The organism is Terriglobales bacterium (assembly GCA_035651655.1).
Lineage (GTDB): Bacteria > Acidobacteriota > Terriglobia > Terriglobales > Acidobacteriaceae > DASRFG01.
Window position 1 is genome coordinate 26393 of sequence record DASRFG010000026.1, and the last position, 24094, is coordinate 50486.

The window sequence follows — 24094 nt, forward strand, 5'->3', positions numbered from 1 at the left end:
TGTCGAAAACTAAACTGACCCACTACCAAACCGCATGAAGCCTTTTGCGGGCAAGTCGGGTTGTAGGAAACTCACCCGCCGCTGCCCTGCGGCACGAGCCAGTGCTTCCGCAGCCAAATAACCGCTGCGTACAGCACCTTCCATAGTTGCCGGCCAACCTGTTGCCGTCCAATCGCCGCTGAGAAATACGCGCGGCCACGCGGTGACGTTGGGAGGGCGAAGTCTGTCCACGCCCGGAACAGGCGAGTAACTGGCATGGACTTCCTTGATGACTGTTGACTTCACCACCTTGGCTTCACGAGCGGCAGGAAAGAATTCGTGCAGTTCGCGGATTGCGAGCTCGACGATTTCGTTTTTCGACTTGTCCACCAACGTTTTTGATGCACTCACAACCAGCTCCACGTAGCTGCCAGTTGCATCTTCCGACCGCTTGAGGAACTTCGATTTGTGAAACATCCACTGAATGGTTCGGTCCAGCAGAACAGCGTACTCCAAATCTGTAATCTGCCGGTCGAACCATAGATGAATGCCCGTGATCGGTGAACTCTGCAATGCTGCGACGGAGTTGCGAATTGGCTCAGACTCCGCAGTTTGTGGTAGCACGGACGCTGTGACCTGATAAGGCAGCGCCAAAACTGCAAAGTCAGCCGTGACCTCCTGGCCACCAACGCACAACCGCACGTTGTCTAGTTCCGGCGAAAACGAATCCACCGCTCCCCGCAGATGGACTTCGCCAGAACGCGCGCGGATGTAGTCATCAGCCGCACCATAAAGCTCTGTGAGTGGCACGGTGGGAAGACCTATTTTTCCCGCCTCAACTGATTTCAAAAAAGATTCGCGGAAAACCTGCGCGCCGTAGTAAACCGAGACGCGGTCGAGGTCCTCATTGAGCGCGCTGACCAGGACCGGCTTCCAGAACCTCTCAATTGCATCCCCCGTCTGGCCGCGGAGTTTGAGCCAATCGAGAAAATTCTGTTGACCGTCATCTGAGGGCAAACGCGTGACAATCGCCATCATCGCGCGGGCAATCGCAGCTTTATCTCGAGAGGGAAGCGCGGAAGAACGTAAGAATGACGGTGCCAGGTGAAATGGCGGAGGCAGAGATGAAGCTTTCAGGGTTGACTGTCTTCCACCAGGCTCAACAAACAAGTATTGGTCGAACCATCGAATTTGGTCGAGAACGCCGATACGCCGATAAAAATCTATCAAGTTGGTGCAACAACCGAGAAGCACGTGCTGGCAGTTGTCAACCACTTCCCCCGTGGCGGGATGCTGATAGGACGAGGCACGGCCGCCCAGATAAGGACGGCGTTCGTACAATTGGACGCGAAATCCCGTATCCGCTAGAGCGCAACCGGCGGCCAAGCCTGCCAGGCCGCCGCCTACAACCGCAACGGTGGCTCTTGGAGTGGAATTGGTCATAGCGAGGAGAGCGGAAGCAACATTATGCCGTAAGGCGACGCACCCAGCCTTGAGAGAGGATGCTGAGCTTTTCCAGGGTAGTAAGGGAGACTCGGCCGCTGAATACGTCGTAGCCACGGCTTGCAATTTTTTCCAGAAGTCGGCGGTAGATGGTCACCAAGACCCACAGAGCGGCGCGACTGTCGTCAAAGATCAGAGGTAATAAATCGTCGGCAGCGCGGTAGAAATCCCTCGCCCGCGCCGCTTCCAGTTCCAGCACTGGACGGAAACGCGCCGGATCGCAGCCGTTGCTCAACTCCATGGGCGACCGTCCGAATTTGGCCAGATCCTCCTCCGGCAAATAGACCCGCCCCATTGCAGCGTCTTCCTTCACGTCACGAATGATGTTGGTGAGTTGGAAGGCGACCCCGCAAGCCTCTGCCAGAGGCTCCGCACTGGGATCCTCATATCCGAAGATGCGAATGCAGACCAGGCCGACAACCGAGGCAACGCGGTAGCAATACACATACAGCTCTTCGAAAGTACGGTAATGGATCTTGGAAATCGCGCCCGTGGCGGGGTCTACAGTCGTGTCCTCCAAATCCATCGCGGTCCCGTAGGCGAGCTGATCCAGCAATTCCACTGGTATGCGGAACTCTCGGACTGCATCTGCTAAGGCGATCAAAACGGGGTCATCACTGGCATGACCTTCGAGGACGCGGTGCAGGGATTCCAACCAGGAATCAAGACGGGCCCGTCGTTCCTGCTGAGACAGCCCGGGCTGGTCGCTAATATCGTCGCAATGACGCATGAAGGCGTACACCGCGCTCAGGGCATCACGTTTGTGCCGTGGGAGCACTAGAAAGGCATAGTAGAAGTTTCGGGCGGCGGCGCGGGCTACGCTCCGGCAGATGGCGTACGCCGTCCTCAGCTGCTCGGGAGTTGCTGTATAGGGCGTGAATTGGGAAGGTTCACCCATGCCGGCACCCCGCACTGCCGCTCACATCAACTTCCTGAGTGCGGCTCTGGCCACCAGGCTAAGCTTGCGCGCCCTGGAGATAACCGGACGGCGCTGTAGAACGTTATATCCGTCCCGCTCAATTGCGCTGAGGATCGCCAGGCCACCGCGGCTAAACAGCTCAATGTCAATCGCGAGTTCATCGTCAACTTTATCTACCAGGGGCAGACCTTGCGCGAACCACTGGCGAGCGCGTCCCACTTCAAATTCCATCAACTCCAAAAATTGTGGTGTGGCGCGGCGCTCCGCAATGTCTTCCTCGCTCACCTTGCACACACGCATGTCTTCAAGCGGCAGGTAGATGCGTCCCTTAGCGAAGTCCACAGCCACGTCCTGCCAGAAGTTCGCAAGTTGAAGGGCTGTGCAGGTGAAATCAGATAGCCGCTGGCGCTCCGCGTCGCGGTAGCCGCACAGGTAGAGCACTAGATGTCCCACGGGATTGGCAGAATAGCGGCAGTATCCGAGGACGTCCTGGAACGTCTCGTAACGGCTTACGCGCTGGTCCTGGCGAAAAGCTATCAGCAGGTCAGCAAAAGTTTGCTTGGGGACCTCGCAGGTATGTACGGTCTCAGCCAATGCTACAAAAACTGGATGCCGGGCGGTGCCGGTATAACAGGCCTCCAGCTCAGATTCCCAATCGTCCAAGAGCTCGAGCGACTGGGCGGGATCGCCAACCTCGTCGCTAAGGTCGTCGGAAATTCGGCAATAGGCGTAAACGTTGTAGAAATGCTGCCGCAAGCGACGCGGTAAGAACCAGCTGGCTACCGAAAAATTTTCGTAATGGCTGCGCGCCAGGCGCTCGCAATAAACACGAGCTTCCGCCAGAGTGGGAGCGGTGCGCGGAATGGCATACTTCACGGGCAACTTGCTCCAGGCACTCACATCAGCAACATCAATTTCCGGTCTTTGCTTAGAAAGCTTGCTGGCGGTGGATGCCATGGAACTCGCGTCTCCCGGTCGGCGCGCCGCGGTCATTCCCTGAGAATCAGTGTCCTGGAATGATGGCGGTCTTTATGTCGCCGTTGCGATTCAACATATGCCGCAACACCTGCTGCAGCCTTGAGAGCGGAGCTTCTCCAGTAATGTAGTCGTTGCCCCGGACCTTCTTTTCTGCAATCAGGGCGAAGGCACGACGTACGGTTTCCGGAGTGTGATGGAATGTGGCTTTCAAGGTAATTTCAGAATAATGCAGGCGATTGGTGTCCAGTTGCACCTTGGTGCCACTGGCGCAGCCACCGAAGAAGTTGACGGTGCCTCCCTTGCGGACCATGTCAATCGCCCACTCCCACGCCTGCGGGCGGCCTACGGCCTCGATCACTACGTCACCACCCCTGCGTTCAGGGGTGAGTGAGCGCACGGCTTCGATCGGGTCCGTCACTTTGGTGATCTGCACAACTTCGTGCGCGCCCATGTGTTTGGCGGCAGCCACTTGTGAGTCCCGCTTCACTACGGCAATCACGTTACACCCGGTGAGCTTGGAAACCTGGATGAACATCATGCCGATCGGCCCGCCGCCAATCACGACCACGGTGTCGCCAATTTCGGGGGTAGTCTCATGCAGGCCACGCAGCACGCAAGCCAAAGGCTCGGTCATGGCGGCGTCTTCAAAGGAGACGCTGTTGGGCACAACCAGCATATTGGTCTCAACAATGCGGCGCGGAACACGTATGTATTCGGCGTAAGCGCCATTGTTGAAGAGCAGGTCCACGCACAGGTTTTCCTGGTGTTTGGAGCAATAAAAACACATCTGGCAGGGGGCGGAATTCAGTGCGACAACCCGCATGCCGCGCCTGAAGCCGCGCACATTGGGACCAACTTCCTCGATTACACCGGCCAGTTCATGGCCAAACAGCGCCGGGGGGACAATCATGCGCGCGTGATAGCCGCGCTGATAAACCTTCAGATCAGTTCCGCAAGTGAGGGCTACCTGGACTTTGATGAGTACCTCGCCTTCGGCCAGGCGGGGTATTGGTACCTGTTCAATCTTGATGTCCTCTTTTCCATAGAGGACTGCGGCTGTCATTTTTCCGTTCACTCTAGCTTTCCTTCCCACGAGCTGCCCGGCTGAATAACAATCTTCAGCGACTCTGGTTGAGGATGGGCAGCCAGTTCGAGCCCCTCCACCGCTTGCTCCAGCGGGAAACGGTGGCTGATCAACGGTTCCAAATCCAGCTCGCGGCTGAACACCAGCCCCACCGATTCCTTCTGAAGGTCTACCGACGCGCTATACGATCCCAGCAGCGTCTTTTCCTCCACACACACGGCCGCAGGATCTATTGATGCCTCGCCGTGCACCGTTTGCGCAAAAAGCAACACTCGCCCGCCAGGACGGGCGGCGTCCATAGCAGGACGAATCAGACTATTTCCCCCAACCGCCAGGATCACCGCGTCCGCCCCGCGTCCCTCCGTGAGTTCTCTCGCCCGCTGAACCATGTCGGTTCGCGATGCGTCCACGGTTTCCTGTAAGCCGAATCTCTTAGATATTGTAAGCCTCTGACTGAACAAATCGGTAGTTATTACGCTAGCGCCTGCACGTTTGGCCAATGCTGCCAATATGATACCGATAGGGCCCTGTCCGATAACCAGGACTTTCTCACCCGGTTCCAGGCGCAACGTTTCTATACCTTTGAGGCACGTGTTCACCGGCTCCACAAAGCACGCCTGCTCGAATGAGACGCTGTCTGGAATGCGCTCTACACCACGCTGAACAATCCAATCCAGCACCCGTACATACTCGGCGAAACCGCCGCCGCTAGGCTCGAATCCGGCAGTGCAGCCAACTCGCTTGTACACTGGGCATTGCGCAAACACTTTGTGGAGGCAGTAGTAGCACTCGCCACAAGGGATGTGATGAAAGACCATAACCCTATCCCCAGGGTGAAAGTTGCGAACCCCTGTACCCACAGCGGCAACAGTTCCCGAAGTCTCATGCCCGAAGATGCGCGGGACGGAGTGCGACCCGGTGCTGATCTTCTTCAGATCGGTCCCGCAGATGCCGCAGGTGTGCACTCGGACGAGCAGTTCGCCGCTCCCGATCTCCGGGACGGATACGGTCTCCATGCGAACATCATTTTTGCCGCGATACACGGCAGCTCGCATGGTCGCCGGAATGGCCTGCGGGCGCTCGCTAAGCGTGGATGCTTTTGCCACTGCCATATTTACTTCGTACTGCCGACTACCCGGCTTTGGCCGGACTGATATACGCCTGACGTCCGAATATTGTTACGTTCCGCAGGACGGTTGTACTGCTCCAGCCACTGACAGAGAGATTCGGCCGCCTTATCGCTGTTCACCTTCAGACGCACGAAATTGCTCCAGAGCCACGGCCGCAGCCCGGCAAAAAACACGAAACTTGCGGTGCGGAATCTCCCTTCTGATGTAATGAAACGGTCCAACTCAGGCAGTTCAAAATCCAATTCGTCCGAAATCACCTTGTATGCCGCGAACCGAACCCCACGGGCCTGGGCGCCGCGCGCGACCGCTGCTGCTTCCATGTCGATTGCCTGGGCACTATAAACCTGAGCCAGTTTCCTCTTCTGCTCCGCTCCCGCAACTGAACCGAGACTGAGTAACACACCATCGCCTGCATTAATCTCGACGGTGCTCCCGTCGGAAACGTCCACAATGCTCCGCGGAATGAATGAATCGCCGACCTTGAGCGCCGGATCAAGCGCGCCCGCAAATCCCGCCGATATCACCATCTCGGGCTGATACAGCACAATGATCGCCTCGCATGCTCGGCGCGCGGCCTCTGGCCCTATGCCAGCGCAAACCAGGACGGCTTGGTCGTTTTCGTAAAATCTGAAACGACGGCCACCATGATCGCGCCGCACGATGCGCCAGTCGCCAATGGCGCCGCGAACCTCGCGCTCCAGGGCGCTTATGATGGCGGTCCTAGGCATATCCCTGCTCCCGGAACCACTCCACGGCGCGGCGCAACGCGCCTTCTACCGGTGAAATTTTCCAACCCAGCTCGCGCTCGGCCTTTGCGGACGAAGCAAACATTTTCTTTCGACCCATGCGGACCGCGTCCAGCGTCACCCGCGGCTCGCGACGTAACACTAAGCCGGTGAACACCGTGTCCACCACACCCGTGGCTAGTGCCACGGCATACGGTAATCTAACTTTCGGGGAGCGCAGGCCCGTGATGGCGGCCAGCTTGTCCAGAATCTGTTTCAAGGTCAGATTTTCGCCACCTAATATGTAGCGCTCACCACTCCTGCCTCGTTCCATCGCCGCTACGTGCCCGCGGGCCACTTCCGCCACATCCACCACATTCAGGCCGGTGTCCACGTATGCGGGAAACTTGCGCTTTAAAAAATCCACGATGATGCGCCCGGTGGGGGTGGGCTTTATGTCGCGCTCGCCAACCGGGGTGGTGGGATTCACCACCACTACATCGGAACCACTGCGACCAGCTTCGAGCGCTACCTGCTCCGCCTGAAACTTTGACCGCTTATAGTGGCCGATCATGTTGTCGAGACTGACCGGGGAGTCTTCATCCGCGAGATGCCCATTGGACGTGAAACCCATTGTGGCCACGCTGCTGGTATAGATCACGCGCCGCACGCCCTGCCGCTGCGCCGCTTGAATAATCCCCCGGGTACCCTCCACGTTGCAGGCATACATCTCCTCGGGACGCCGTGTCCACAGGCGATAATCGGCAGCCACGTGGAAGACAAATTCACACCCTGTCATGGCACTGCCCAGCGCATTCGGCTGACGCAGGTCGCCGATCACCCGCTCGGCGGGAATATCATCAATGTTGGCAGTCGGGCTGGTGGAGCGGACCAGCAGGCGCAACTCAGCGCCTTGTTGAGCGAGAAGGCGGGCGACATGGCTGCCGACGAAACCCGTAGCTCCGGTGACAAACACCTTCATCGGAATGCGCAGCCGCCGCTACTCGAGCTTTTCCGGATGGAGCGAAATGCTCTCACCCGCCATCTTCTTCTGCCAATACTGGCGGACCCATGTCTCCCAGCTCTTGCCCGCAGCCATGTCGCGCCCGGTGAAGGCCAGCGCCGCAATGTCGGAATAGGAGACTGACGTCTTCTGGTTATCCTGCGAGATGATCCGTACCAAAGAGTCAGCCAGCGTGCGCCCGTTGCGCCGGTCGAAGATATAGCCTTCGATCTTCGAACCATCCTTGCGAGTAATCAGCACATCACCGCGATAATCGAATGCCTGCTCCAAAGCAGCGCGGAGTTCTTCATCGCTCGCAAGTTCCGGGACCCAGCCTTGCAATTGCTCGTGAGCGGCGCCGGGAGCAACTTCCAGGGCGTCGGTATCCAACTCTGTCGAAAGGTCTTTTGCCGGATCGCCCGCGTTCATACCCGCGTCTCCTGCTGCGAATCGCTCTCAATTTGAACCAGCGGATTGAAGCTGTGCACCGGTCGAATTGGTTCATTCAGCAGATCGAGGGCGCCGCGATCTTCGTAGCGGTTGGAGAAAGTGGCCCGCACCGTCTCCCACAGCCCGCGCAGAGAACTAAAAGTGTCATTCACCGCAGAGGCCTCATAGCCGCTGTGCACCATGCAGTTGGCGCATTTCGGATTACCTGACTCCGTGCCGTAGCGTTCCCAGTCCGTGGTTTCCAGAAGCTCCTTAAATGTGTCGGCGTAGCCGTCCTGCAGCAGATAGCAGGGCTTCTGCCAACCAAAGACGTTAAATGTCGGCATTCCCCAGGGAGTGCATGCATAATCGCGCTTTCCCATCAAGAACTCGAGAAATAGTGGAGACATGTTGAATCTCCAGTTCTTTTTACGATTGGAAAGAATTCCCCGGAACAATCGCCGGGTACGCGCCCTTCCCAGAAAATGGCTCTGGTCCGGCGCTTTGTCGTATGAGTAGCCGGGAGAGAGCATCATGCCCTCGACTCCGAGTTCCATCATCTGATCGAAGAAAGCCCGCACGCTGTTGGGGTCGGCGCCATCAAATAGCGTCGTGTTGGTAGTAACGCGGAAGCCGCGATTCAGGGCTTCTTTGATTCCTTCGAGCGCCTTGTCGTAACCACCTTCCAGGCACACCGAAAAGTCGTGGTGTTCCCGTTCGCCATCCATGTGGACGGAGAAGGTCAGGTACTTGCTGGGCGTAAACAGGTGAATTTTCTGCTTGAGCAGCAGCGCGTTGGTGCAGAGATAAATATATTTCTTGCGCTTCACCAATCCCGCAACAATCTCGCCGATCTTGGGATGCAGCAGGGGCTCGCCACCGGGAATGGCCACGGTGGGAGCACCGCACTCATCTACCGCGCGGAAGCATTCCTCCGGGGTCAGGTCCATCTTCAGGACGTGGGCGGGGTACTGAATCTTGCCGCAGCCGGCACAAGCCAGATTACAGCGGAAAAGGGGCTCCAGCATCAGCACAAGCGGATACTGCTTACGTCGCTTGAGCTTCTGCTTAAGGACGTATGTTGCCACCGTCCACATCTGCGAAATCGGTACTGCCATTCTTCTCCCTCGGTCCCCGTTGGTCCCGTTAAACCGATCCAGCCATGTTGTTCACTGCGGCAATCACCTTGGCGTAGGTGGTCAAAGCCAGCAGCGCGAAATATTGCCTGTACAAGTGATAGCTCAAATAGAAAACGCGGGGAAACCCGGTGCCAGTAAAAGACTCTTCTTCCCACGAACCGTCTTTTTTCTGGGTCTTCAGCAAATAGGCAATGCCCCGGACCACAGAATCGCTACGAGTATCTGCCGCGGCCAGCAGGCCCAGTATTGCCCAGGCGGTTTGCGAGGGTGTGCTTGGACCGATGCCCTTGACCGTAGAGTCGTCGTAGGACCCGCAGGTCTCTCCCCAGCCCCCATCAGGGTTCTGGATCGAGCGCAACCATTCCGCTCCGTGCTGGATGCAGGATTCGTGATGATCCACGCCCATCGCTTCCAACCCGCGCAGCACCTGCATGGTGCCGTAGATGTAGTTGACACCCCAGCGCCCAAACCACGAACCATCCGGCTCCTGCTCGCTCTGAATGAATTGGATGGCGCGCTTCACGGCTACAGAGTCACGGGTGTAGCCGTAGGCGGCCAGCATCTCCAGTACCCGCCCGGTGATGTCAACGGTGGGCGGATCAAGCATGGCGTTGTGATCGGCAAAGGGAATGTGTTGAAAAACCATCTTGTCGTTGTCTTTGTCGAACGACGCAAAGCCGCCATTCTTACACTGCATGGAAAGCACCCAATCAATGGCGCGCTGCACCGACTCGCGCTGATAACGTCCATTGGGGTGCTCGACGTGACTGAGCCCGAGATTCACCATGGCAGTGTCGTCCACATCAGGGTAGAACTCGTTGTTGAACTCGAAGTACCAACCGCCCGGTGCTGCTTTACGATTCTTAACCGCCCAATCGCCCTTATGCGTGACCTGTTTTTGCAGCATCCATTCAGCGGCAGCAACCATACGTGGCTCGGTGGGCGGAACTCCGCTCTCGCCCAACGCAAACAGGGCATAAGCCGTGTCCCATACCGGCGATTTAGCTGGCTGCATGCGGAAGCTGTCTTCTTCCTCGATTCCGAGCGCCTCGAATTCGTCCATCGCCCGGATGAATTGCGGATCATCTGCCGAGTAACCCAAACAGCGCAGAGCGATGATGGAGTTCATGATGCCGGGGAAGATCGCGCCCAGGCCGTCGCTCATTTCGAACCGCTCGAGCATCCATTTCTCGGCAGCGCGCAGCGCGATCGAGCGCAGGGGACGTACGTGCACGCGCTCGAACCAGTGGGTCATGCGATCGAGAAACAGGAAGAAGTTTCGCCACGAAACCAGTTTTGGCGACCACTTCAGGTGCATGTTGGTGCCCTGCCATCCATTGGGGAACAATTCAGCGATGCCGCGTTCGACAGGAATTTTCTTAAATGGCTTTTTGGCGTACGCAATCGACAGCGGCACCAGGATGGCGCGTGACCATGATGAAATCTCGTAAATATTGAACCAGAACCATTTCGGAAACAGAACAATCTCCGGTGGAATCGCCGGTACCGCGTCGTAGTCGTATTGCCCGAAAAAGCAGAGATAGATCTTAGTAAAAGTGTTGATCCCGGTAACGCCGCCGAGTGCGAAGATGCAATCGCGGGCACGCTCCATCGCAGGATGGTCCGCTTCATAACCAGCCAGCTTCAGGCCGAAGTACGCTTTCACTGTGGCGCTGATGTTGGAAGGCCCACCTTCGTAGATGCTCCAACCGCCGTCATCGTTCTGGCCTTGAAGTATGGTATGGGCGGACTTGGTAATACGCTCCGGCCTGCCGGTGCCTAGAAGGGTGTGGAGCAGGATATAGTCCGATTCAAGCGTGGTATCGGCTTCCAATTCGCCACACCAATAGCCACGCTCGTCTTGTTGGGAAAAGAGGAACTTCCGCGCGGCATCGGCAGCCGCCATTACACGGCTCTTGAGATCGTCAATTTTGCCGAAACGCATCTGCGGGGCGATCGGCGTACTCCCCGAGATATCCTCCATGCCATTCACTCCGCTGGGGCGCCTGCAGGCGCACTGGCAATGGCTTCCACGATCTCCGGCGGCAGTCCAAAGCGAACGTTTTCCGGCATGACCTCGACTTCGCGTAGATTGTCGAAACCCTTGCTTGAGAGGAACTCCACCACCTCTTCCACTAATACTTCCGGCGCCGATGCCCCAGCCGTCAGGGCGATCGTGTTGACCCCTTCCAGCCATTCTGGCCGTATCGCGCGGCAGTTCTCGATCAGGTAGGAAGCGGTCCCCTGGTTACGCGCCACCTCGACCAGGCGGTTGGAGTTGGAACTGTTGTCCGAGCCTACGACGAGCAGCAGGTCGGCATCACCGGCCACATGCTTCACCGCGAGTTGACGGTTCTCAGTGGCGTAACAGATGTCTTGCGCGGCCGGTCCCGTGATGTTGGGGAAACGCTGTTTCAAAGCTTCGATGATCCCGGTGGTCTCGTCCAGGCTCAATGTGGTCTGAGTGAGGTAGGCGACCCGGTCAGGGTCGGGCACCACCAAAGATGCTACCTGTTCGGGAGTGCCAACTACCTGTGTAACCAAGGGCGCTTCGCCCAAAGTTCCAATTACTTCATCATGGTCGCGGTGGCCAATCAGGATGAGCGTATAACCCTCGCGGGCGAACTTTACCGCCTCCACGTGTACCTTTGTGACCAGCGGACAGGTGGCATCAATCACCCGCAGCTGGCGCCCCTGGCTTCCCTCCCGTACTTCAGGTGAGACCCCGTGGGCACTGTAAATTACGCGTTCGCCGTGGGGGACTTCATCAACGCTATCTACGAAAATCGCGCCCTTGGCCGAAAGCTCCTCCACCACGAAGCGATTGTGTACTATTTCCTTGCGCACGTAGATGGGCGGGCCAAATGTCTCCAAGGCTATGCGGACGATGTCAATGGCCCGTACTACGCCAGCGCAGAATCCGCGCGGCTTCAAAAGTAGCAACGTTTTGCCGTTCAATGGCTTTGCCGTCATTCAATACCTTTAAAGGCTAGTCTCCCCCACAGTATAACCTTCCAAGGCTATCGCAAAAAGCTGCACTTCGGCAACGTAACCCACACAAACACCAAGCATTAGCATTGTTCTGCCGATTTCTGCAGTGAATGGAGAGGGTATGGGGACGGCGCGCTTCTGGGCCCCATCAGGCATTGGCCTTGAGCATCTGCTCGGCATTCTTGCGGGAGGCCTCGGTAAGGGCAGCTCCACTAAGCATACGGGCGACTTCCTCGGTCCTCTCAGCGCCTGAAATCCTGCGAACCGACGCGCGGGTGCGCCCAGAGACGGTCTTCTTCTCGATCAAGTAGTGCTGGTCCGCAAAGGTGGCGATCTGCGGCAGATGGGTAACGCATACCACCTGGCTGCTCTGCGCCAACTCCTTAAGTTTTCGACCCACGGCCTCTGCCGCCCCGCCTCCGATGCCGGTATCAATTTCGTCGAAAACCAGGGTACGCTGCGCAGTCTTACTCCGACGGCGACCGCCGCCCGTTGTGCCCACCTCGACGCTTGCCTTGAGCGCAAGCATCACCCGGGAAAGCTCCCCGCCCGAGGCGATCTGCTCCAGGGGCTTCAACGGTTCCCCAGGGTTCGTGGCAATCAGGTATTCGGTTTGATCGAAGCCAGCGGTTGTCCAGCGCGATTCTTCTTCCGAAGCCGATACAACAATCTTGAACTGCGCTTTCATGGCGAGCTGATTTACTTCGTGCTCGACCAGTTTCTCCAGCTTGCGCGCCGCTTCCAGTCGCCGCTTCGACAATGACCGGGCGGCGGTGACGTAGTGCTCCCCTGCCGTGGCCAGTTGAAGGTGGAGCTGGCGCAGAACGTCGTCCTTATTGTCCATCTCATCAAGCTTGCGCGCCAGATCGGCGGCGAATGCGATTACCTGCGTTATTGTGGCCCCGTACTTGCGCTTTAGCTGAGCGAGCGCGGCCAAGCGGTCTTCGATTTCGGCCAGGCGCTCGGGCGAGGCCTGAATACCAGCCGCATAGTCGCGCAAGGTCGTTCCCACATCTTCCACATTGATTCGTGCTGAATCCACGGCGGCCTGGGTTTCTAGAAACTTGGGCTCATATTGCGCCAGGACTTCGATTTGCCGCTGAGCGGCTCGCAGAGAGGCGGCCGCTGAAGACGCGCCTTCATACAGTAAGTCGTAAGCAGCCATGGCAGCGGTGTAAATTTTCTCCGCGCTCGCCAGAACGCGTTTTTCAGTCTCCAGCAGTTCATCTTCTCCCGGCTGGGGACGCACAGCTTCGATTTCGTTCTTCTGGAAATTCCACAAGTCGAGCAGGCGAAGGCGGTCCTGCTCGTCTCCTTCAAGCTCGGCGATGCGCCTACGGACCGCAGTCCACTCGGCAAAGGCCTTCTCGACCGGCTGAAGGTCGCTCTCCGCAAACTGGTCGAGCAATTCGAGCCTGACGGCAGCATTGAATGAAACCAGTGACTCGTTTTGCGCGTGAATGATCGCAAGACTAGGTGCAAGCTGCCGCAATACCGCCAGCGTGGCGGGTTGGTTGTTCACGAAGACGCGGCCTTTGCCGTTGCTTGCGATTTCGCGGCGCACGATGATTTCGTCGCCTTCCGAATCCAAGCCGTTGGCCTCGAGCACTTGCGCGACGCGCTTCGCCTCGCCGCCTTGGGTCTCAAATACGGCCGCGACTATGGCACGATCGGCACCGTGGCGGACCACATCCGTGGACGATTTATCACCCAGCAGCAGCGCCAGAGCATCGATCAGAATGGATTTGCCGGCGCCGGTTTCGCCGGTCAGCAGATTCAGGCCGGCCGCGAACTCCACCACCACGTTGTCAATGACCGCGTAGTTCTCCAGCCGCAGCTCGAGGAGCACCGTGAAGTCCTGTAAATTGAGTTCTGTTGCGGCGAGAATACCATATAGGTCGACGAGTACCAGCCTTGATTCGTGGTCCTCGAATCAGTGGGTTCTCCACAGGTTACCCAGCATCTCTGGAGATATAATGAGCGAACGCCACTAGAAAAAATTCTCGCGAAGAACGGAGGTTGAGGGCGCGAGCGCGTCTTCACATCAATGGTCAATCCCTGTGTGATTGGATTTGCAATGGGTAGCGAAGTCCTAGAGTTGGTGCTGCAAAGCGGCCCGGTGGCCAAAATCGTACTTCTTATCCTGCTAGGTTTCAGCGTTCTTTCCTGGGCGATTATTCTTTCGAAATGGAATGCGCTACGCCGGGTGCGGGTGCAGAGCGCCCGTTTCTTGCGCGCTTTTCGAAAGGCAACGCGCCTGCAAGATATTGCCGCCGTGGCCGATCAGTTTAAGCCAAGTCCGCTGGCCGCGGTTTTCGAGGGAGCAAATGAGGAATATCGTCGCCAGGTGGGTCCGAACGGGGTTGTAAAAAGCCTGGGCGCAATTCAGCGGGCCATGCAGATTGCTTCTTCGGAAGAGCTGACCCGGCTGGAGAGGCGATTACCCTGGCTCGCCACCACCGGCGCGGTCACGCCATTCGTGGGCCTGTTCGGAACGGTGTGGGGAATCATTGACGCGTTCCAGGGGCTGGGCACCGCGGGCGCGGCGACGTTGCGTGCGGTTGCGCCAGGCATTTCCGAAGCCTTGATCACGACCGCCGCGGGTCTGTTCGCCGCAATTCCGGCAGTGATCGCGTACAACTTCTTCAGCCAGCAGATTCGCGAGTTTGCGGCGCGCAGTGACGACTTTGCACTGGAACTGATGAACGCTCTTGAACGTAGCCAGCCACAGCCGGTGCAGCCCCAGCCCTCGCATCGCAGCGCAGTGCTATCCGAGGTCCGCGACTAAGATGGCTTTCACCAATGCACAAGGGCGTACGCAGAGTTCGCTTTCCGACATAAACGTCACTCCACTGGTGGACGTAGTGCTGGTACTGCTAATTATTTTCATGCTCACCGCGCCGGTATTGCAGTCGGGTATTGACGTGAACGTGCCGCGTACACGTACGGTTAAAGAAATCACCGAAGAGCGGACGGTGATCACCATTGATCGCCAACAGCGCGTGTTTCTAGGCAACGATCCAATCAACATCAATGAGATCGGCGCCCGGTTACGGAAGAAAATGCGCGATCCGTCGCGACAATCAATTTTCCTTCGCTCCGATGAAGACGTTCCGTTCGGCGCCTTCGCCACCGTTATGGACGCGGTGAAGCAAGCTGGCATCAGCAACGTAAGCATCGTTACCCAACCCATACAGCAGCATGGCAGCAAACGCTGACATTTTTTTAGAACGCGATGGTTGGCGCGGGCCTTTGGCCTGGTCGGCAATCCTGCATTCCGCTCTGTTCGGCGGAATTCTGCTCTATTCAGCGGTAATCGGAAACTGGCGCGGTTCTGACTGGGGTAGCAATACAGGCAGCGGCGGAGGGGCGATGAACGCTACGCTGGTCAGCAATGTTCCGCTGCCCGCAAATCCAGTGCAGACCAACAATGTACTGGCGAACCAGTCGAAGGGCCTCACGCAATCGGCTTCCAAAGCGGTTGAGCAGACACCCGAAGCAATTCCGATTCCCGAGCGTGACGCCAGAACCAAACCCGCGAAAATTCCCAGCGCGAGCCATGCGAAACCGGTGGAGCCTGCGGAAGTGCCCAGCAATGCGGTGCCCTACGGTGAGGGGGGACCGGTCACCACCATGTACAGTTTCAGTTCTGCGGGCGCCAAAGGGGGCTTCGATTTCTCCGGTGCAGGTGGAGGCGATTTCGGCGCCAAGTACGGGTGGTACGTGGATGTGGTGCGTCGAAAAGTTTCCGAGAACTGGCTTAAGTACGAAGTTGACGCGCGCATCAGCGATGCCAGCCGCTGCTATGTGACGTTTGACATCACGCGCTCAGGCCAGCCGACCAATGTGCGGGTTGAGCAATCCAGCGGCGTACCTTCGCTGGATGTCTCCGCAGTACGCGCGTTGCAGCGGATTGACAGCTTCGGGCCGCTGCCCGGCGATTATTCTGGCAGCAAAGTGTCAGTGGAGTTCTGGTTCGATTACCACCGCTAATAAGTGTTCAGGTACGGCTGAAGGATTTTTTGGTTGAATTTTCAAGTCCTCAATTGGTAGGGTCAAACTAGTGAATAAGCGTCTTGTTTCCTTAATCTTTTCTTTTTTCTTACTGCTTGGATCACTTTCTGCGCAGCAGGATTGGATTCGCACCGGGACCGGCTTGGGGGTGGAGCGGGTCCGTCTTGCCGTTCCTGATTTCAAGGCCGCCGACGCCAATCCCCAGACAGCTGCCTTGAACAAAGTTTTCAACGACACTTTGTGGTATGACCTCGACCACGCCGGCATTTTTGATCTGGTTTCCAAGAGCTTTTATCCGGTTACATCGTTGGGCAGCCCGCAAGATATCAAGCTTGAGATCTGGAACGTCCCGCCGCCAAACGCCGCAATGGTGGCGTTTGGAAATCTGGGAATCTCGGGTCAGGACGTTATCGTCCAAGGATGGCTCTACGACGTAAGAAATGCGGCATCACCACAAGTTCTTGGCAAACAGTACAGAGATACGGCCACGCCGGAGCACGCGCGAGTTATCGCGCATCGTTTTGCGGATGAGATTATCTTCCGTCTGGGTGGCGGCATACAGGGGATTGCCGAGAGCAAAATAGTTTTTGTCAGCAATCGCTCCGGGCACAAAGAAATCTGGGAAATGGATTACGATGGCGCCAACCAGCACCAGGTCACCCATCTCGATTCGATTTCGCTTTCGCCGCGTATCTCTCCGGATGGCTCACGCATTGCCTTTACCTCGTATGCCAAAGGTGGGGTTGACCTTCTGATGTACTCCCTTGACCTGGGGCGCTTGGTCAGCTTCCCGCGTTTCGGTGGAACCAACATTTCGCCGGCGTGGATGCCAGACGGAACCAAACTTGCGTTTTCTTCGTCACGCAGCGGCGACCCTGAAATTTATGTGGTGGACAGCGACGGTCAGAACTTAAAGCGCATAACGAACTCTAAAGGGCCGGACGTTTCCCCGGTTTGGAACCCCAAGACGGGCGCTCAGATCGCCTGGGTCAGCGGCCGTACTGAGCTCCCGCAGCTCTACACCATGGAAGCCGACGGCACGAACTTGCAGCGGCTTACGGACCAGGGCTATTCGGTGTCCCCCTCATGGTCACCCAATGGGCAGTTCCTGGTGTTCTCCTGGGTGCGGAATTACGGACCAGGTGCCCCGGGTGCGGCAGACATTTACATCATGGATCTGACTACCCATCAGTGGGTTCAATTGACGCATGACGGCGGGCGCAACGACTTTCCGTCGTGGTCGCCTGACGGGCGACACATCGTGTTTCAGTCCAGCCGATCAGGCTCCGAACAGCTATGGAGCATGTTGGCGGATGGCACGCAGCCACAACAATTAACCACCGCGGGCAGCAATACACAGCCAAATTGGAGCTGGAAATAATTGGAATTACATTTCAGAAATCTGGAGATCAAATCGTTTTTGCATTCGCTCTTGGGGAAATCAATCCCACTGGAGTTTACTTACGCGCCTGAGGGCGCGTTGTTCTTTTGAGGGAGGATGAGGTGAAGCACACTTATAGCAAATGGTTCACGCTGGTACTTGCGCTGAGCGTCGTCATGATGCTGGGCGCATGCAAGAAGAAGGTAGCTCCGCCACCACCGCCACCACCGCCGCCGCCCACCGCTCCCACAGCGTCATTGACGGCAAACCCCAGTTCCATTAACAAGGGCGAGTCAACCACGCTGACGTGGGAGACGCAAAATGCCACCGACGTCAGCATTGATGGCCAGGGCGCCGTGCAGCCGAGCGGCTCGAAGAGCGTAACCCCCACGGACTCGACCACCTATCGCTTGGTGGCCAAAGGCCCGGGCGGCACTCAAGAGGCGACGGCGCGGGTTACAGTCAACCAACCGCCGCCACCACCGACGCAAGCCCCAAGCGCAAGTGACGAACAGTTGTTCAACCAGAGCGTCCGGGACATCTACTTCGATTATGACAAGTACGATATCCGGGCAGATCAGCAGGCCACGGCCCAAGCTGACGCCGCGTTCCTGTCGCAGCACCCCAATATCAAGATCACCATCGAAGGGCACTGCGATGAACGTGGTTCCACAGAATACAACCTGGCCTTAGGCGATAACCGTGCCAACGCGGCGAAACAGGCGATGACGCAGGCCGGTGTTGCTGCGGACCGTATTCGCACCATCAGCTACGGTAAGGAGAAGCCGGTCTGCACCGAGCACAACGAACAGTGCTGGCAACAGAATCGGCGCGCTCACTTCGTGTATCAGAAGTAAGGTTTGGCAGGAGGACGGTCGAACCGTCCTCCTGCTTTATTTTTGATCCCAGATCATGCGTGACCGATGTTTTGGCCGCGCAGCATACAGCCGGCCGGCACACTCTTCGCAAGTGGTCGTTGGTCAGCTACTCAGCATCTAATCATCTACTATGGAATGGTCATGAAAATACGCAAATTGCTTTTCTCTCTCGTGTTTCTGGGGCTTTCTCTGCCGGCGTTCCCCGCCAGCAAAGAGATCGTCCAGCTCCAGACCCAGGTCCAGGCTCTGCAAGACCAGATGGCCCGCATGCAACAAAGCTTTGATGAGCGCATGGGCGTGATGAAGAACCTGGTGGAACAGAACACAGACAACATGAATAAGATCGTGGCCACTATGGGCCAGCTGCAGCAAGCTCTGCAGAAGCAGGCCACCGACGCGGGTTCGCGCAGCGATCAGCTATCCGGGCAGTTGCAATCGCTGAACGACAGTGTGGACGAACTCAAGGCGCGCCTTGCCCGGGTAAGCAAGCAACTCGAGGATATGCAGGCCAACCAGCAGAATCTGCAGGCGCAACAGCAGCAGGCGGCACAAGCGCCCGCTCCGGACGTGCTTTACAACAACGGAGTGCGGGATTACAACGCCGGCAAGTCTGATCTCGCCAAGCAGGAATTCAGCGACTACCTGAAGTACTACCCCAACACTGATTTGGCGGGCAACGCGCAGTTCTATCTGGCAGAGATGGAGTATCGTGACGGCAATTACAAGGCGGCTGCCCAGGATTACGACAAAGTTCTCGCCCAGTTCCCTGGCGGCAACAAGGCCGCTTCTGCCGAACTGAAGAAGGGATTGTCTCTGATGCAACTGGGAGACAAACAGGGCGCAGTGAAGGAACTCAATACCGTCATCCAGCGCTTTCCTCGCTCTCCGGAGGCGACCCAAGCGCGCGACCAGTTGCGTCGGTTAGGAGTGGGGCCGAGTAGGGTGCGGCGAACTTCGCCATCGGAATAATTCTTCGTCGAAGACAGAGGCACGTACTGAGTCCGTACCGGTTGTCCCTGCGCTTAGCTCTTAGTAAATCTAATTAGAAAGCCGCCAGCCGTCGTCGTATTTGCGAAAAACGGCTGTGCCTCGACCAGTTCTTGGCTCTTCCAGACCCTCAGAGTCTTTATCCATCCATTCATACTCCACTCGTTTAGTCGTGGGGCTGATGTCAGCAATGCCGGTAACACCTGTAATTTCAATTCCCGGGAAACGGTTGGAATGCGCGATCAGACGCCCCGCGCAACTGCGGGTCAGGATTCCGAACTCGCCATTGGTGAGACAGGTTGCGTGGATGCTCATGAATTGGTGGGCTGGGGGTTGAAAAGCATCGAAGGTGGTTACCATGACGCCCGCCAGCATGGTAAACGCGAATGCGTAGATGCACAGCGGTCCGATCCTGTGAAGCAGTAATCGGGAGAACGAAGTCAGCCTACGAAGCTCTTCCTGGGATTGTTCCGAAAACATAATGTTGGTCTCCGAGGACGTGACTGCCAATTCTGCTCAGTCGCGAGCTGGAGGTCAAGAAACCAAGGTAATTGTTGACCGTTCTTTTTTCTTGAACAGGGACTAACCCATAGACAGGTCGCTATTTTCTGGATGTGAAACTGTGCAGCCGCTTGGTCGTACCCTGTCGGGGAATTCACCGACCGAAGTTGCCCGAGGGGGGCCGATTCCATGCCCTGTGATGCAAACTGCCTAATCGCAAGGTGAGATGAATTTTGCGAACAAGTGTAGGGCGGACACTCTTGTCCGCCACATGCCGAACGCAGGAATGCCCACACGTACAGGGCGCCGTGGGTCAGCAAGACACATGCCCTTACGGGTGGGAGCAATGGGTCGCGGCAATAGAGACTCCAGGTCGAGAGATGTACGCCACTCCGGTGTGCATGGTGAAGCTTGGATTCTTACGAAAAAGCTCGACAGAAGGCCAATTTTCTGATTAAGTGTCCCGCCAATGGTAGGTTCGTGATCTGGGCTGGAACCAGGTGTCGTTTTCAGCACATATGACTGTCCATAGATGTTATGTGAGCTTATTCAAAAAACCGTATATGTATCCGCCTCTCTGATAGTAAGTTGCAGGAAACAAACGAGAGTGCAATGGACTCTGAATTGCCTCTGAGGCACCCAATACCCGCACTTTTTCTTATAAGTAGTTGGTCTTATAGGGGTTCCGTTATATAGCAGCAGGGCACCACCGCAATTTTAATTATTGAGGTGACCACATGCGACGCCTACTGGGAACTAGTGTATTACTTCTGTTGTTTGCGGTTGCAGGTTATGCGCAAACCTTTCGTGGTGCGATCAACGGTACAGTCACGGATCCCTCGGGAGCCGTCGTGCCTAACGCCAATGTAAAGGCTGTAAACAACGCCACCGGCGTGACCAACGCGATGACCACCACCAGTAATGGCCAGTTCGCGTTTCAGGATTTGCCGCTGGGTTCCTACAAGGTCAGCGTCTCGGCTAGCGGTTTCCGCCCGATCGCGGTTGACAACGTAATCGTGACCGCCGGCTCCATCTACACCTTGCCGGTCAAGCTTGCTCTAGGGCAAGAATCCACCTCGATTGAAGTTTCCGCTGCCGCTCTTGCGGTCGATACCACCACCCAAACCCAAACCATGACGATTCCATCAGCGGTTGTTCAGGATGTTCCGCTGAATGGACGCGACTTCACGCAGTTGATCTCGGTGGAGCCCGGCTTTGGCGGATACAACGTGGGCGGCTTTGGCTCGTTGAATGGTACCCGTCCCAATCAGGTGAACTGGCAGATTGACGGCGTGGACAATAATGACCTGTGGCACAACATTCCAGCGGTCAACCAAGGTGGCGTTTCTGGGATCGCCGGTATCATCCTCCCCATCGACTCTATTGACGAATTTTCCGCACAGACTCAGTCTGGCGCAGAGGCAGGACGCAACGCCGGTGGCACCGTAAATGTGGTTATGAAGTCCGGCGGAAATGCGTTCCATGGCTCCGTCTATTATTACAATCGGAACGAATTCTATGCCGCGTCTTCGCCCTTCTTCACCAAGAGCGCAACCGTTACAAAGGCGCCGCCGCTTCGCAATCAAAACTATGGGCTGAGCGTTGGCGGACCCATAATTAAGAACAAGACTTTCTTCTTCCTCGGGTACGAGAAGCAACAATATTTGATTGGTTTGTCAGGCCTGGCAACTGAGCCATCCGATGCGTGGATTGCCAACGCGCAAAGTGTCTTGAATAAGTTCGGTGTACCAGAGAGTTCTCTTTCCGCAAACTTAATTGGGCCGAATGGTTTCTGGCCAAAGAACTTGATCGGCAACCTGCCTGCCACGACCCACAACTTCTTTAGCCCTGTTGCCTCTACCGGATACAGCTACAACGCCGATGCGAGGATCGACCATAATTTTACCGAGAACGAGCGCCTCTCCTTCCGCTGGTTCGGAGGACAGGGTAGCCAGACAGCGCCGCTCGGTGGCAGCCCCGCCTTGGGAACCGCCAGTTCGAACTTAAAGGACTATTTCGAGGTGGCGCCGCTGCATGTGTATAACTACGCCCTGGTTTGGAACTCGGTTTTCTCCACACGGCTGACCAATCAGGTCCTCTTTGGAGTGAACTATTTCAACCAGGTCTTCCATGATTTCAACAACAAATTCGATACCAAATCGATGGGCTTATTTTTGAGCCCGGATGCAAAAGTGAACGGTCAGCCGATTCGCGGCGCGCCGCAAATCGTCATCGGAGATTTTGAGCATATCGGTCTCACGCCTCCGGAAGGCCGCAATGACATTACCGGCCATCTTACCGATATCGTCTCCTACACCATGGGTAAGCATCAATTCCGCTTCGGAGGCGAGGTTCGCCAGGGCCGCGTTAATGAGTTCTATTTCCGCCGTGGAACCGGACAGTTCACCTTCGACGGATCTCAAGGACCTTGGGCGTCTTCCATATGCTCTACTCCACCCGCACCAGGTTGCATTGACAGCAACACGGCCGCGCTGGCTGATTTTCTTGCCGGGAACGTATTGAAGTCCACCATCGCGGTAGGCAACGCGGAACGTGCCGTCACTGTCAATGCATTTAACGCCTACATTCAGGATGCCTGGCAGGTCACCCGCAAGCTGAACCTGAATTACGGACTCCGTTATGAATACTTCGGTCCGCTGCATAGCGGCAAAAAGGACCTGGGAGTTTTCATCCCGGGTAAGGCCCTGCTCATTCAGGGAAATGGCATCGATTCCATCTTCCCGCCAGACAGAAACAACTTTGCACCTCGCCTCGGCTTTGCCTATCAGCCCAGAGAGAACGGCGATCTGGTGGTTCGCGGCGGAATCGGGGTCTTCTTCGATCAGATCAACATGAATCCTTTCCTGGACTTCCGCCCACCCATCACCGCGGCGAGTGGTTTACAGGGCAACCCCGTTGGTCCGTCCCCATACTCTACCTATACTCGCAACGGGTATAACTGGCAGGCGGTGCAAGCCGGCGGGCAGTCGATCTTCCCTGGTGTCCAGACTTGCCCCAGTTTGAACTTCAACATCGATCCTGGCTGCGGCGTTCCGGGCGCCGGCGGCACGAATATCTACAACGTTTTTGGTGTCAACCAGAATTTCCGCGCCCCCTATTTTTACAGCTACAATCTGCAACTCGAAAAAGCCCTCGGCAATGCCGCATTGGTCCAGATCGGTTACGTAGGGAACCAGGGGCGCAAGCTGAACATAATGCTGAACCTGAACCAGAACGGAGATTACAACACGCTATATCCCAACGTCGGTTCGATCCTGCAGCTCAACAGCTCAGGCACCTCAAACTACAACGGACTGCAATCCGTTTTCAGAGTGAAATCCTGGCACGGGTTGACCTCCCAGTTCGCTTACACCTGGGCGCATTCTCTCGATGAGATCAGCGAGTATCGTGCCGTCATCCCCTTTGACAGCTTCAACCTGCACCTGGACTATGGAAATAGCGACTACGACACCCGCCACCTATTCACCACCAGTTTCACCTACGACATACCGGGGTCTTCGCATGGTCCCAAAATCCTGACGCATGGATGGCAGCTGAGCAGTTTGTTGAACTTCCATAGCGGGCAACCTTACGACATCACTCGTCCGGGCAAGAATTTGATTGGCGATCCTTTTGCGGGTGTTTCGCACAGCTTTTCGAAAAACCTGCCGATCTGCTCCTGTGCTGGCATGCAGTGGGTTAACCCGTTAGCTTTCGCCTCGGCAACGGGTCCTGGAAACCTTTCGCGTAATAAGTTCGCTGGGCCTGGCTTTGGAGACGTGGATCTATCTGTCTTCAAGAACATTCCCATCACGGAGCGGTTCAGACTTCAGCTCCGCGCAGAGATGTTCAACCTATTCAATCGAATCAACCTCGTATCCGGAGCGGGAGCAGTGAACTCCGACGGCACAATCACAGATACGATCGGCGACTTCAACGGCGCCCCGGGCCTTGGGCCGGGTGAGCCCTTCAACATGCAGCTGGCTATAAAGATTATTTTCTAACGATTGTTCGCTACTTCGTCGGATGCGCGAGTTCTCTCGCGCATCCTTTTTTTGCGGCGTGTCCGCTCGGCGGCCCCGCTTGGCACGAGTCTTTTCTGCTACAGATTCAGACTCCGCAGACAGTAGCGGATCTCGGTGGTCATCTCCAACACCCGAATGCCTTCTACCACCATCAGTTTGCAGGACAGTGCTGCTCGTTGCGGGGTGCCTTCGCCATGGTCGTAGGTCACGCGGCAGTATTGACAGTCTTCATTCCAGCAGAAGCGGCCGTAGGAAACACCCTCCGGAGCCAGTTGCTGGAAGCAGCGAAGCAGGGTGTTGTTCTCTGGGACCTCGAAGACACGTCCGCCCACCTGGATTTTGACAAGCTTGTCGAAGGGCCGCAGCAGAGGTCCAGGGGCTGTCATGTTGAATGAATTGTATGTTGGGTAGCTTCCCGGCAGCTAAAA

The 24094-nt window shown here is 56.7% G+C and carries 21 protein-coding genes; 7 read left to right on the top strand and 14 right to left on the bottom strand.

Annotated elements, in window-relative coordinates:
* Window positions 1–9 precede the first annotated feature (9 nt).
* The 12 genes from hpnE to recN all read right to left on the bottom strand — a co-directional run bounded on the left by hpnE (window position 10) and on the right by recN (window position 13729).
* The gene (gene hpnE / locus VFA76_13130) at window positions 10–1422 is read right to left on the bottom strand and encodes a hydroxysqualene dehydroxylase HpnE (GenBank protein ID HZR32782.1); all 1413 of its coding nucleotides are present in this window, start codon (window positions 1420–1422) and stop codon (window positions 10–12) included.
* 22 nt (window positions 1423–1444) lie between these two features.
* The gene (locus VFA76_13135) at window positions 1445–2380 is read right to left on the bottom strand and encodes a phytoene/squalene synthase family protein (protein ID HZR32783.1); all 936 of its coding nucleotides are present in this window, start codon (window positions 2378–2380) and stop codon (window positions 1445–1447) included.
* A gap of 21 nt (window positions 2381–2401) precedes the next feature.
* Entirely contained in the window at window positions 2402–3358 is a 957-nt protein-coding gene (hpnC, locus tag VFA76_13140; GenBank protein ID HZR32784.1) for a squalene synthase HpnC, read from the bottom strand.
* 46 nt (window positions 3359–3404) lie between these two features.
* Complete coding sequence (locus VFA76_13145; GenBank protein HZR32785.1) at window positions 3405–4442, bottom strand: zinc-binding dehydrogenase; 1038 nt, start codon at window positions 4440–4442, stop codon at window positions 3405–3407.
* 8 nt (window positions 4443–4450) lie between these two features.
* Window positions 4451–5575 carry a zinc-dependent dehydrogenase gene (locus tag VFA76_13150; GenBank protein ID HZR32786.1) on the bottom strand — a complete coding sequence of 375 codons (1125 nt, stop codon included), beginning with the start codon at window positions 5573–5575 and terminating at the stop codon, window positions 4451–4453.
* A gap of 2 nt (window positions 5576–5577) precedes the next feature.
* Window positions 5578–6321: a hypothetical protein gene (locus VFA76_13155; protein HZR32787.1), complete on the bottom strand. Its 744-nt coding sequence runs from the start codon at window positions 6319–6321 to the stop codon at window positions 5578–5580.
* Window positions 6314–7300, bottom strand: coding sequence for a hopanoid-associated sugar epimerase (gene hpnA, locus VFA76_13160; GenBank protein ID HZR32788.1), 987 nt, complete (start codon window positions 7298–7300; stop codon window positions 6314–6316). Before hpnA ends, VFA76_13155 begins: the two co-directional genes overlap by 8 nt.
* Before the next feature lie 18 nt (window positions 7301–7318).
* A complete protein-coding gene (locus tag VFA76_13165; protein ID HZR32789.1) occupies window positions 7319–7750 on the bottom strand; it encodes a hypothetical protein in 432 nt (143 codons plus the stop codon).
* Window positions 7747–8868, bottom strand: coding sequence for an adenosyl-hopene transferase HpnH (gene hpnH / locus VFA76_13170; protein ID HZR32790.1), 1122 nt, complete (start codon window positions 8866–8868; stop codon window positions 7747–7749). Before hpnH ends, VFA76_13165 begins: the two co-directional genes overlap by 4 nt.
* Before the next feature lie 28 nt (window positions 8869–8896).
* Window positions 8897–10873 carry a squalene--hopene cyclase gene (gene shc / locus VFA76_13175; GenBank protein HZR32791.1) on the bottom strand — a complete coding sequence of 659 codons (1977 nt, stop codon included), beginning with the start codon at window positions 10871–10873 and terminating at the stop codon, window positions 8897–8899.
* Between the two features lie 5 nt (window positions 10874–10878).
* Window positions 10879–11862: a 4-hydroxy-3-methylbut-2-enyl diphosphate reductase gene (ispH, locus tag VFA76_13180; GenBank protein ID HZR32792.1), complete on the bottom strand. Its 984-nt coding sequence runs from the start codon at window positions 11860–11862 to the stop codon at window positions 10879–10881.
* A 166-nt stretch (window positions 11863–12028) separates the two neighbouring features.
* A complete protein-coding gene (gene recN / locus VFA76_13185; GenBank protein HZR32793.1) occupies window positions 12029–13729 on the bottom strand; it encodes a DNA repair protein RecN in 1701 nt (566 codons plus the stop codon).
* A 228-nt stretch (window positions 13730–13957) separates the two neighbouring features.
* Here recN and tolQ point away from each other — a divergent pair, with 228 nt between their 5' ends.
* From tolQ to VFA76_13215, 6 genes are all read left to right on the top strand, one after another.
* Window positions 13958–14668 carry a protein TolQ gene (gene tolQ / locus VFA76_13190; GenBank protein HZR32794.1) on the top strand — a complete coding sequence of 237 codons (711 nt, stop codon included), beginning with the start codon at window positions 13958–13960 and terminating at the stop codon, window positions 14666–14668.
* A gap of 1 nt (window position 14669) precedes the next feature.
* A complete protein-coding gene (locus VFA76_13195; GenBank protein HZR32795.1) occupies window positions 14670–15098 on the top strand; it encodes a biopolymer transporter ExbD in 429 nt (142 codons plus the stop codon).
* Complete coding sequence (locus VFA76_13200) at window positions 15082–15873, top strand: TonB family protein (protein HZR32796.1); 792 nt, start codon at window positions 15082–15084, stop codon at window positions 15871–15873. Before VFA76_13195 ends, VFA76_13200 begins: the two co-directional genes overlap by 17 nt.
* 70 nt (window positions 15874–15943) lie before the next feature.
* Window positions 15944–17275, top strand: a complete 1332-nt coding sequence (gene tolB, locus VFA76_13205; GenBank protein ID HZR32797.1) for a Tol-Pal system beta propeller repeat protein TolB — start codon at window positions 15944–15946, stop codon at window positions 17273–17275.
* 122 nt (window positions 17276–17397) lie between these two features.
* Window positions 17398–18132: a peptidoglycan-associated lipoprotein Pal gene (gene pal, locus VFA76_13210; GenBank protein ID HZR32798.1), complete on the top strand. Its 735-nt coding sequence runs from the start codon at window positions 17398–17400 to the stop codon at window positions 18130–18132.
* A gap of 162 nt (window positions 18133–18294) precedes the next feature.
* Window positions 18295–19122, top strand: coding sequence for a tetratricopeptide repeat protein (locus VFA76_13215; protein ID HZR32799.1), 828 nt, complete (start codon window positions 18295–18297; stop codon window positions 19120–19122).
* A 69-nt stretch (window positions 19123–19191) separates the two neighbouring features.
* Here VFA76_13215 and VFA76_13220 read toward each other — a convergent pair whose 3' ends face one another.
* Window positions 19192–19650, bottom strand: a complete 459-nt coding sequence (locus tag VFA76_13220) for a hypothetical protein (protein ID HZR32800.1) — start codon at window positions 19648–19650, stop codon at window positions 19192–19194.
* A gap of 728 nt (window positions 19651–20378) precedes the next feature.
* On the opposite strand from VFA76_13220, the gene VFA76_13225 reads away from it, so the two are divergent.
* Window positions 20379–23645 carry a TonB-dependent receptor gene (locus tag VFA76_13225; protein HZR32801.1) on the top strand — a complete coding sequence of 1089 codons (3267 nt, stop codon included), beginning with the start codon at window positions 20379–20381 and terminating at the stop codon, window positions 23643–23645.
* Window positions 23646–23743: 98 nt separating this feature from the next.
* Here VFA76_13225 and VFA76_13230 read toward each other — a convergent pair whose 3' ends face one another.
* Window positions 23744–24052 carry a hypothetical protein gene (locus VFA76_13230; protein HZR32802.1) on the bottom strand — a complete coding sequence of 103 codons (309 nt, stop codon included), beginning with the start codon at window positions 24050–24052 and terminating at the stop codon, window positions 23744–23746.
* Window positions 24053–24094: the final 42 nt, after the last annotated feature.

Coding starts and splice junctions, on each gene's coding strand:
- hpnE (HZR32782.1), bottom strand. CDS start 1,422: ATGACCAATTCCACTCCAAGAGCCACCGTTGCGGTTGTAGGCGGCGGC.
- VFA76_13135 (HZR32783.1), bottom strand. CDS start 2,380: ATGGGTGAACCTTCCCAATTCACGCCCTATACAGCAACTCCCGAGCAG.
- hpnC (HZR32784.1), bottom strand. CDS start 3,358: ATGGCATCCACCGCCAGCAAGCTTTCTAAGCAAAGACCGGAAATTGAT.
- VFA76_13145 (HZR32785.1), bottom strand. CDS start 4,442: ATGACAGCCGCAGTCCTCTATGGAAAAGAGGACATCAAGATTGAACAG.
- VFA76_13150 (HZR32786.1), bottom strand. CDS start 5,575: ATGGCAGTGGCAAAAGCATCCACGCTTAGCGAGCGCCCGCAGGCCATT.
- VFA76_13155 (HZR32787.1), bottom strand. CDS start 6,321: ATGCCTAGGACCGCCATCATAAGCGCCCTGGAGCGCGAGGTTCGCGGC.
- hpnA (HZR32788.1), bottom strand. CDS start 7,300: ATGAAGGTGTTTGTCACCGGAGCTACGGGTTTCGTCGGCAGCCATGTC.
- VFA76_13165 (HZR32789.1), bottom strand. CDS start 7,750: ATGAACGCGGGCGATCCGGCAAAAGACCTTTCGACAGAGTTGGATACC.
- hpnH (HZR32790.1), bottom strand. CDS start 8,868: ATGGCAGTACCGATTTCGCAGATGTGGACGGTGGCAACATACGTCCTT.
- shc (HZR32791.1), bottom strand. CDS start 10,873: ATGGAGGATATCTCGGGGAGTACGCCGATCGCCCCGCAGATGCGTTTC.
- ispH (HZR32792.1), bottom strand. CDS start 11,862: ATGACGGCAAAGCCATTGAACGGCAAAACGTTGCTACTTTTGAAGCCG.
- tolQ (HZR32794.1), top strand. CDS start 13,958: ATGGGTAGCGAAGTCCTAGAGTTGGTGCTGCAAAGCGGCCCGGTGGCC.
- VFA76_13195 (HZR32795.1), top strand. CDS start 14,670: ATGGCTTTCACCAATGCACAAGGGCGTACGCAGAGTTCGCTTTCCGAC.
- VFA76_13200 (HZR32796.1), top strand. CDS start 15,082: ATGGCAGCAAACGCTGACATTTTTTTAGAACGCGATGGTTGGCGCGGG.
- VFA76_13215 (HZR32799.1), top strand. CDS start 18,295: ATGAAAATACGCAAATTGCTTTTCTCTCTCGTGTTTCTGGGGCTTTCT.
- VFA76_13225 (HZR32801.1), top strand. CDS start 20,379: ATGCGACGCCTACTGGGAACTAGTGTATTACTTCTGTTGTTTGCGGTT.
- VFA76_13230 (HZR32802.1), bottom strand. CDS start 24,052: ATGACAGCCCCTGGACCTCTGCTGCGGCCCTTCGACAAGCTTGTCAAA.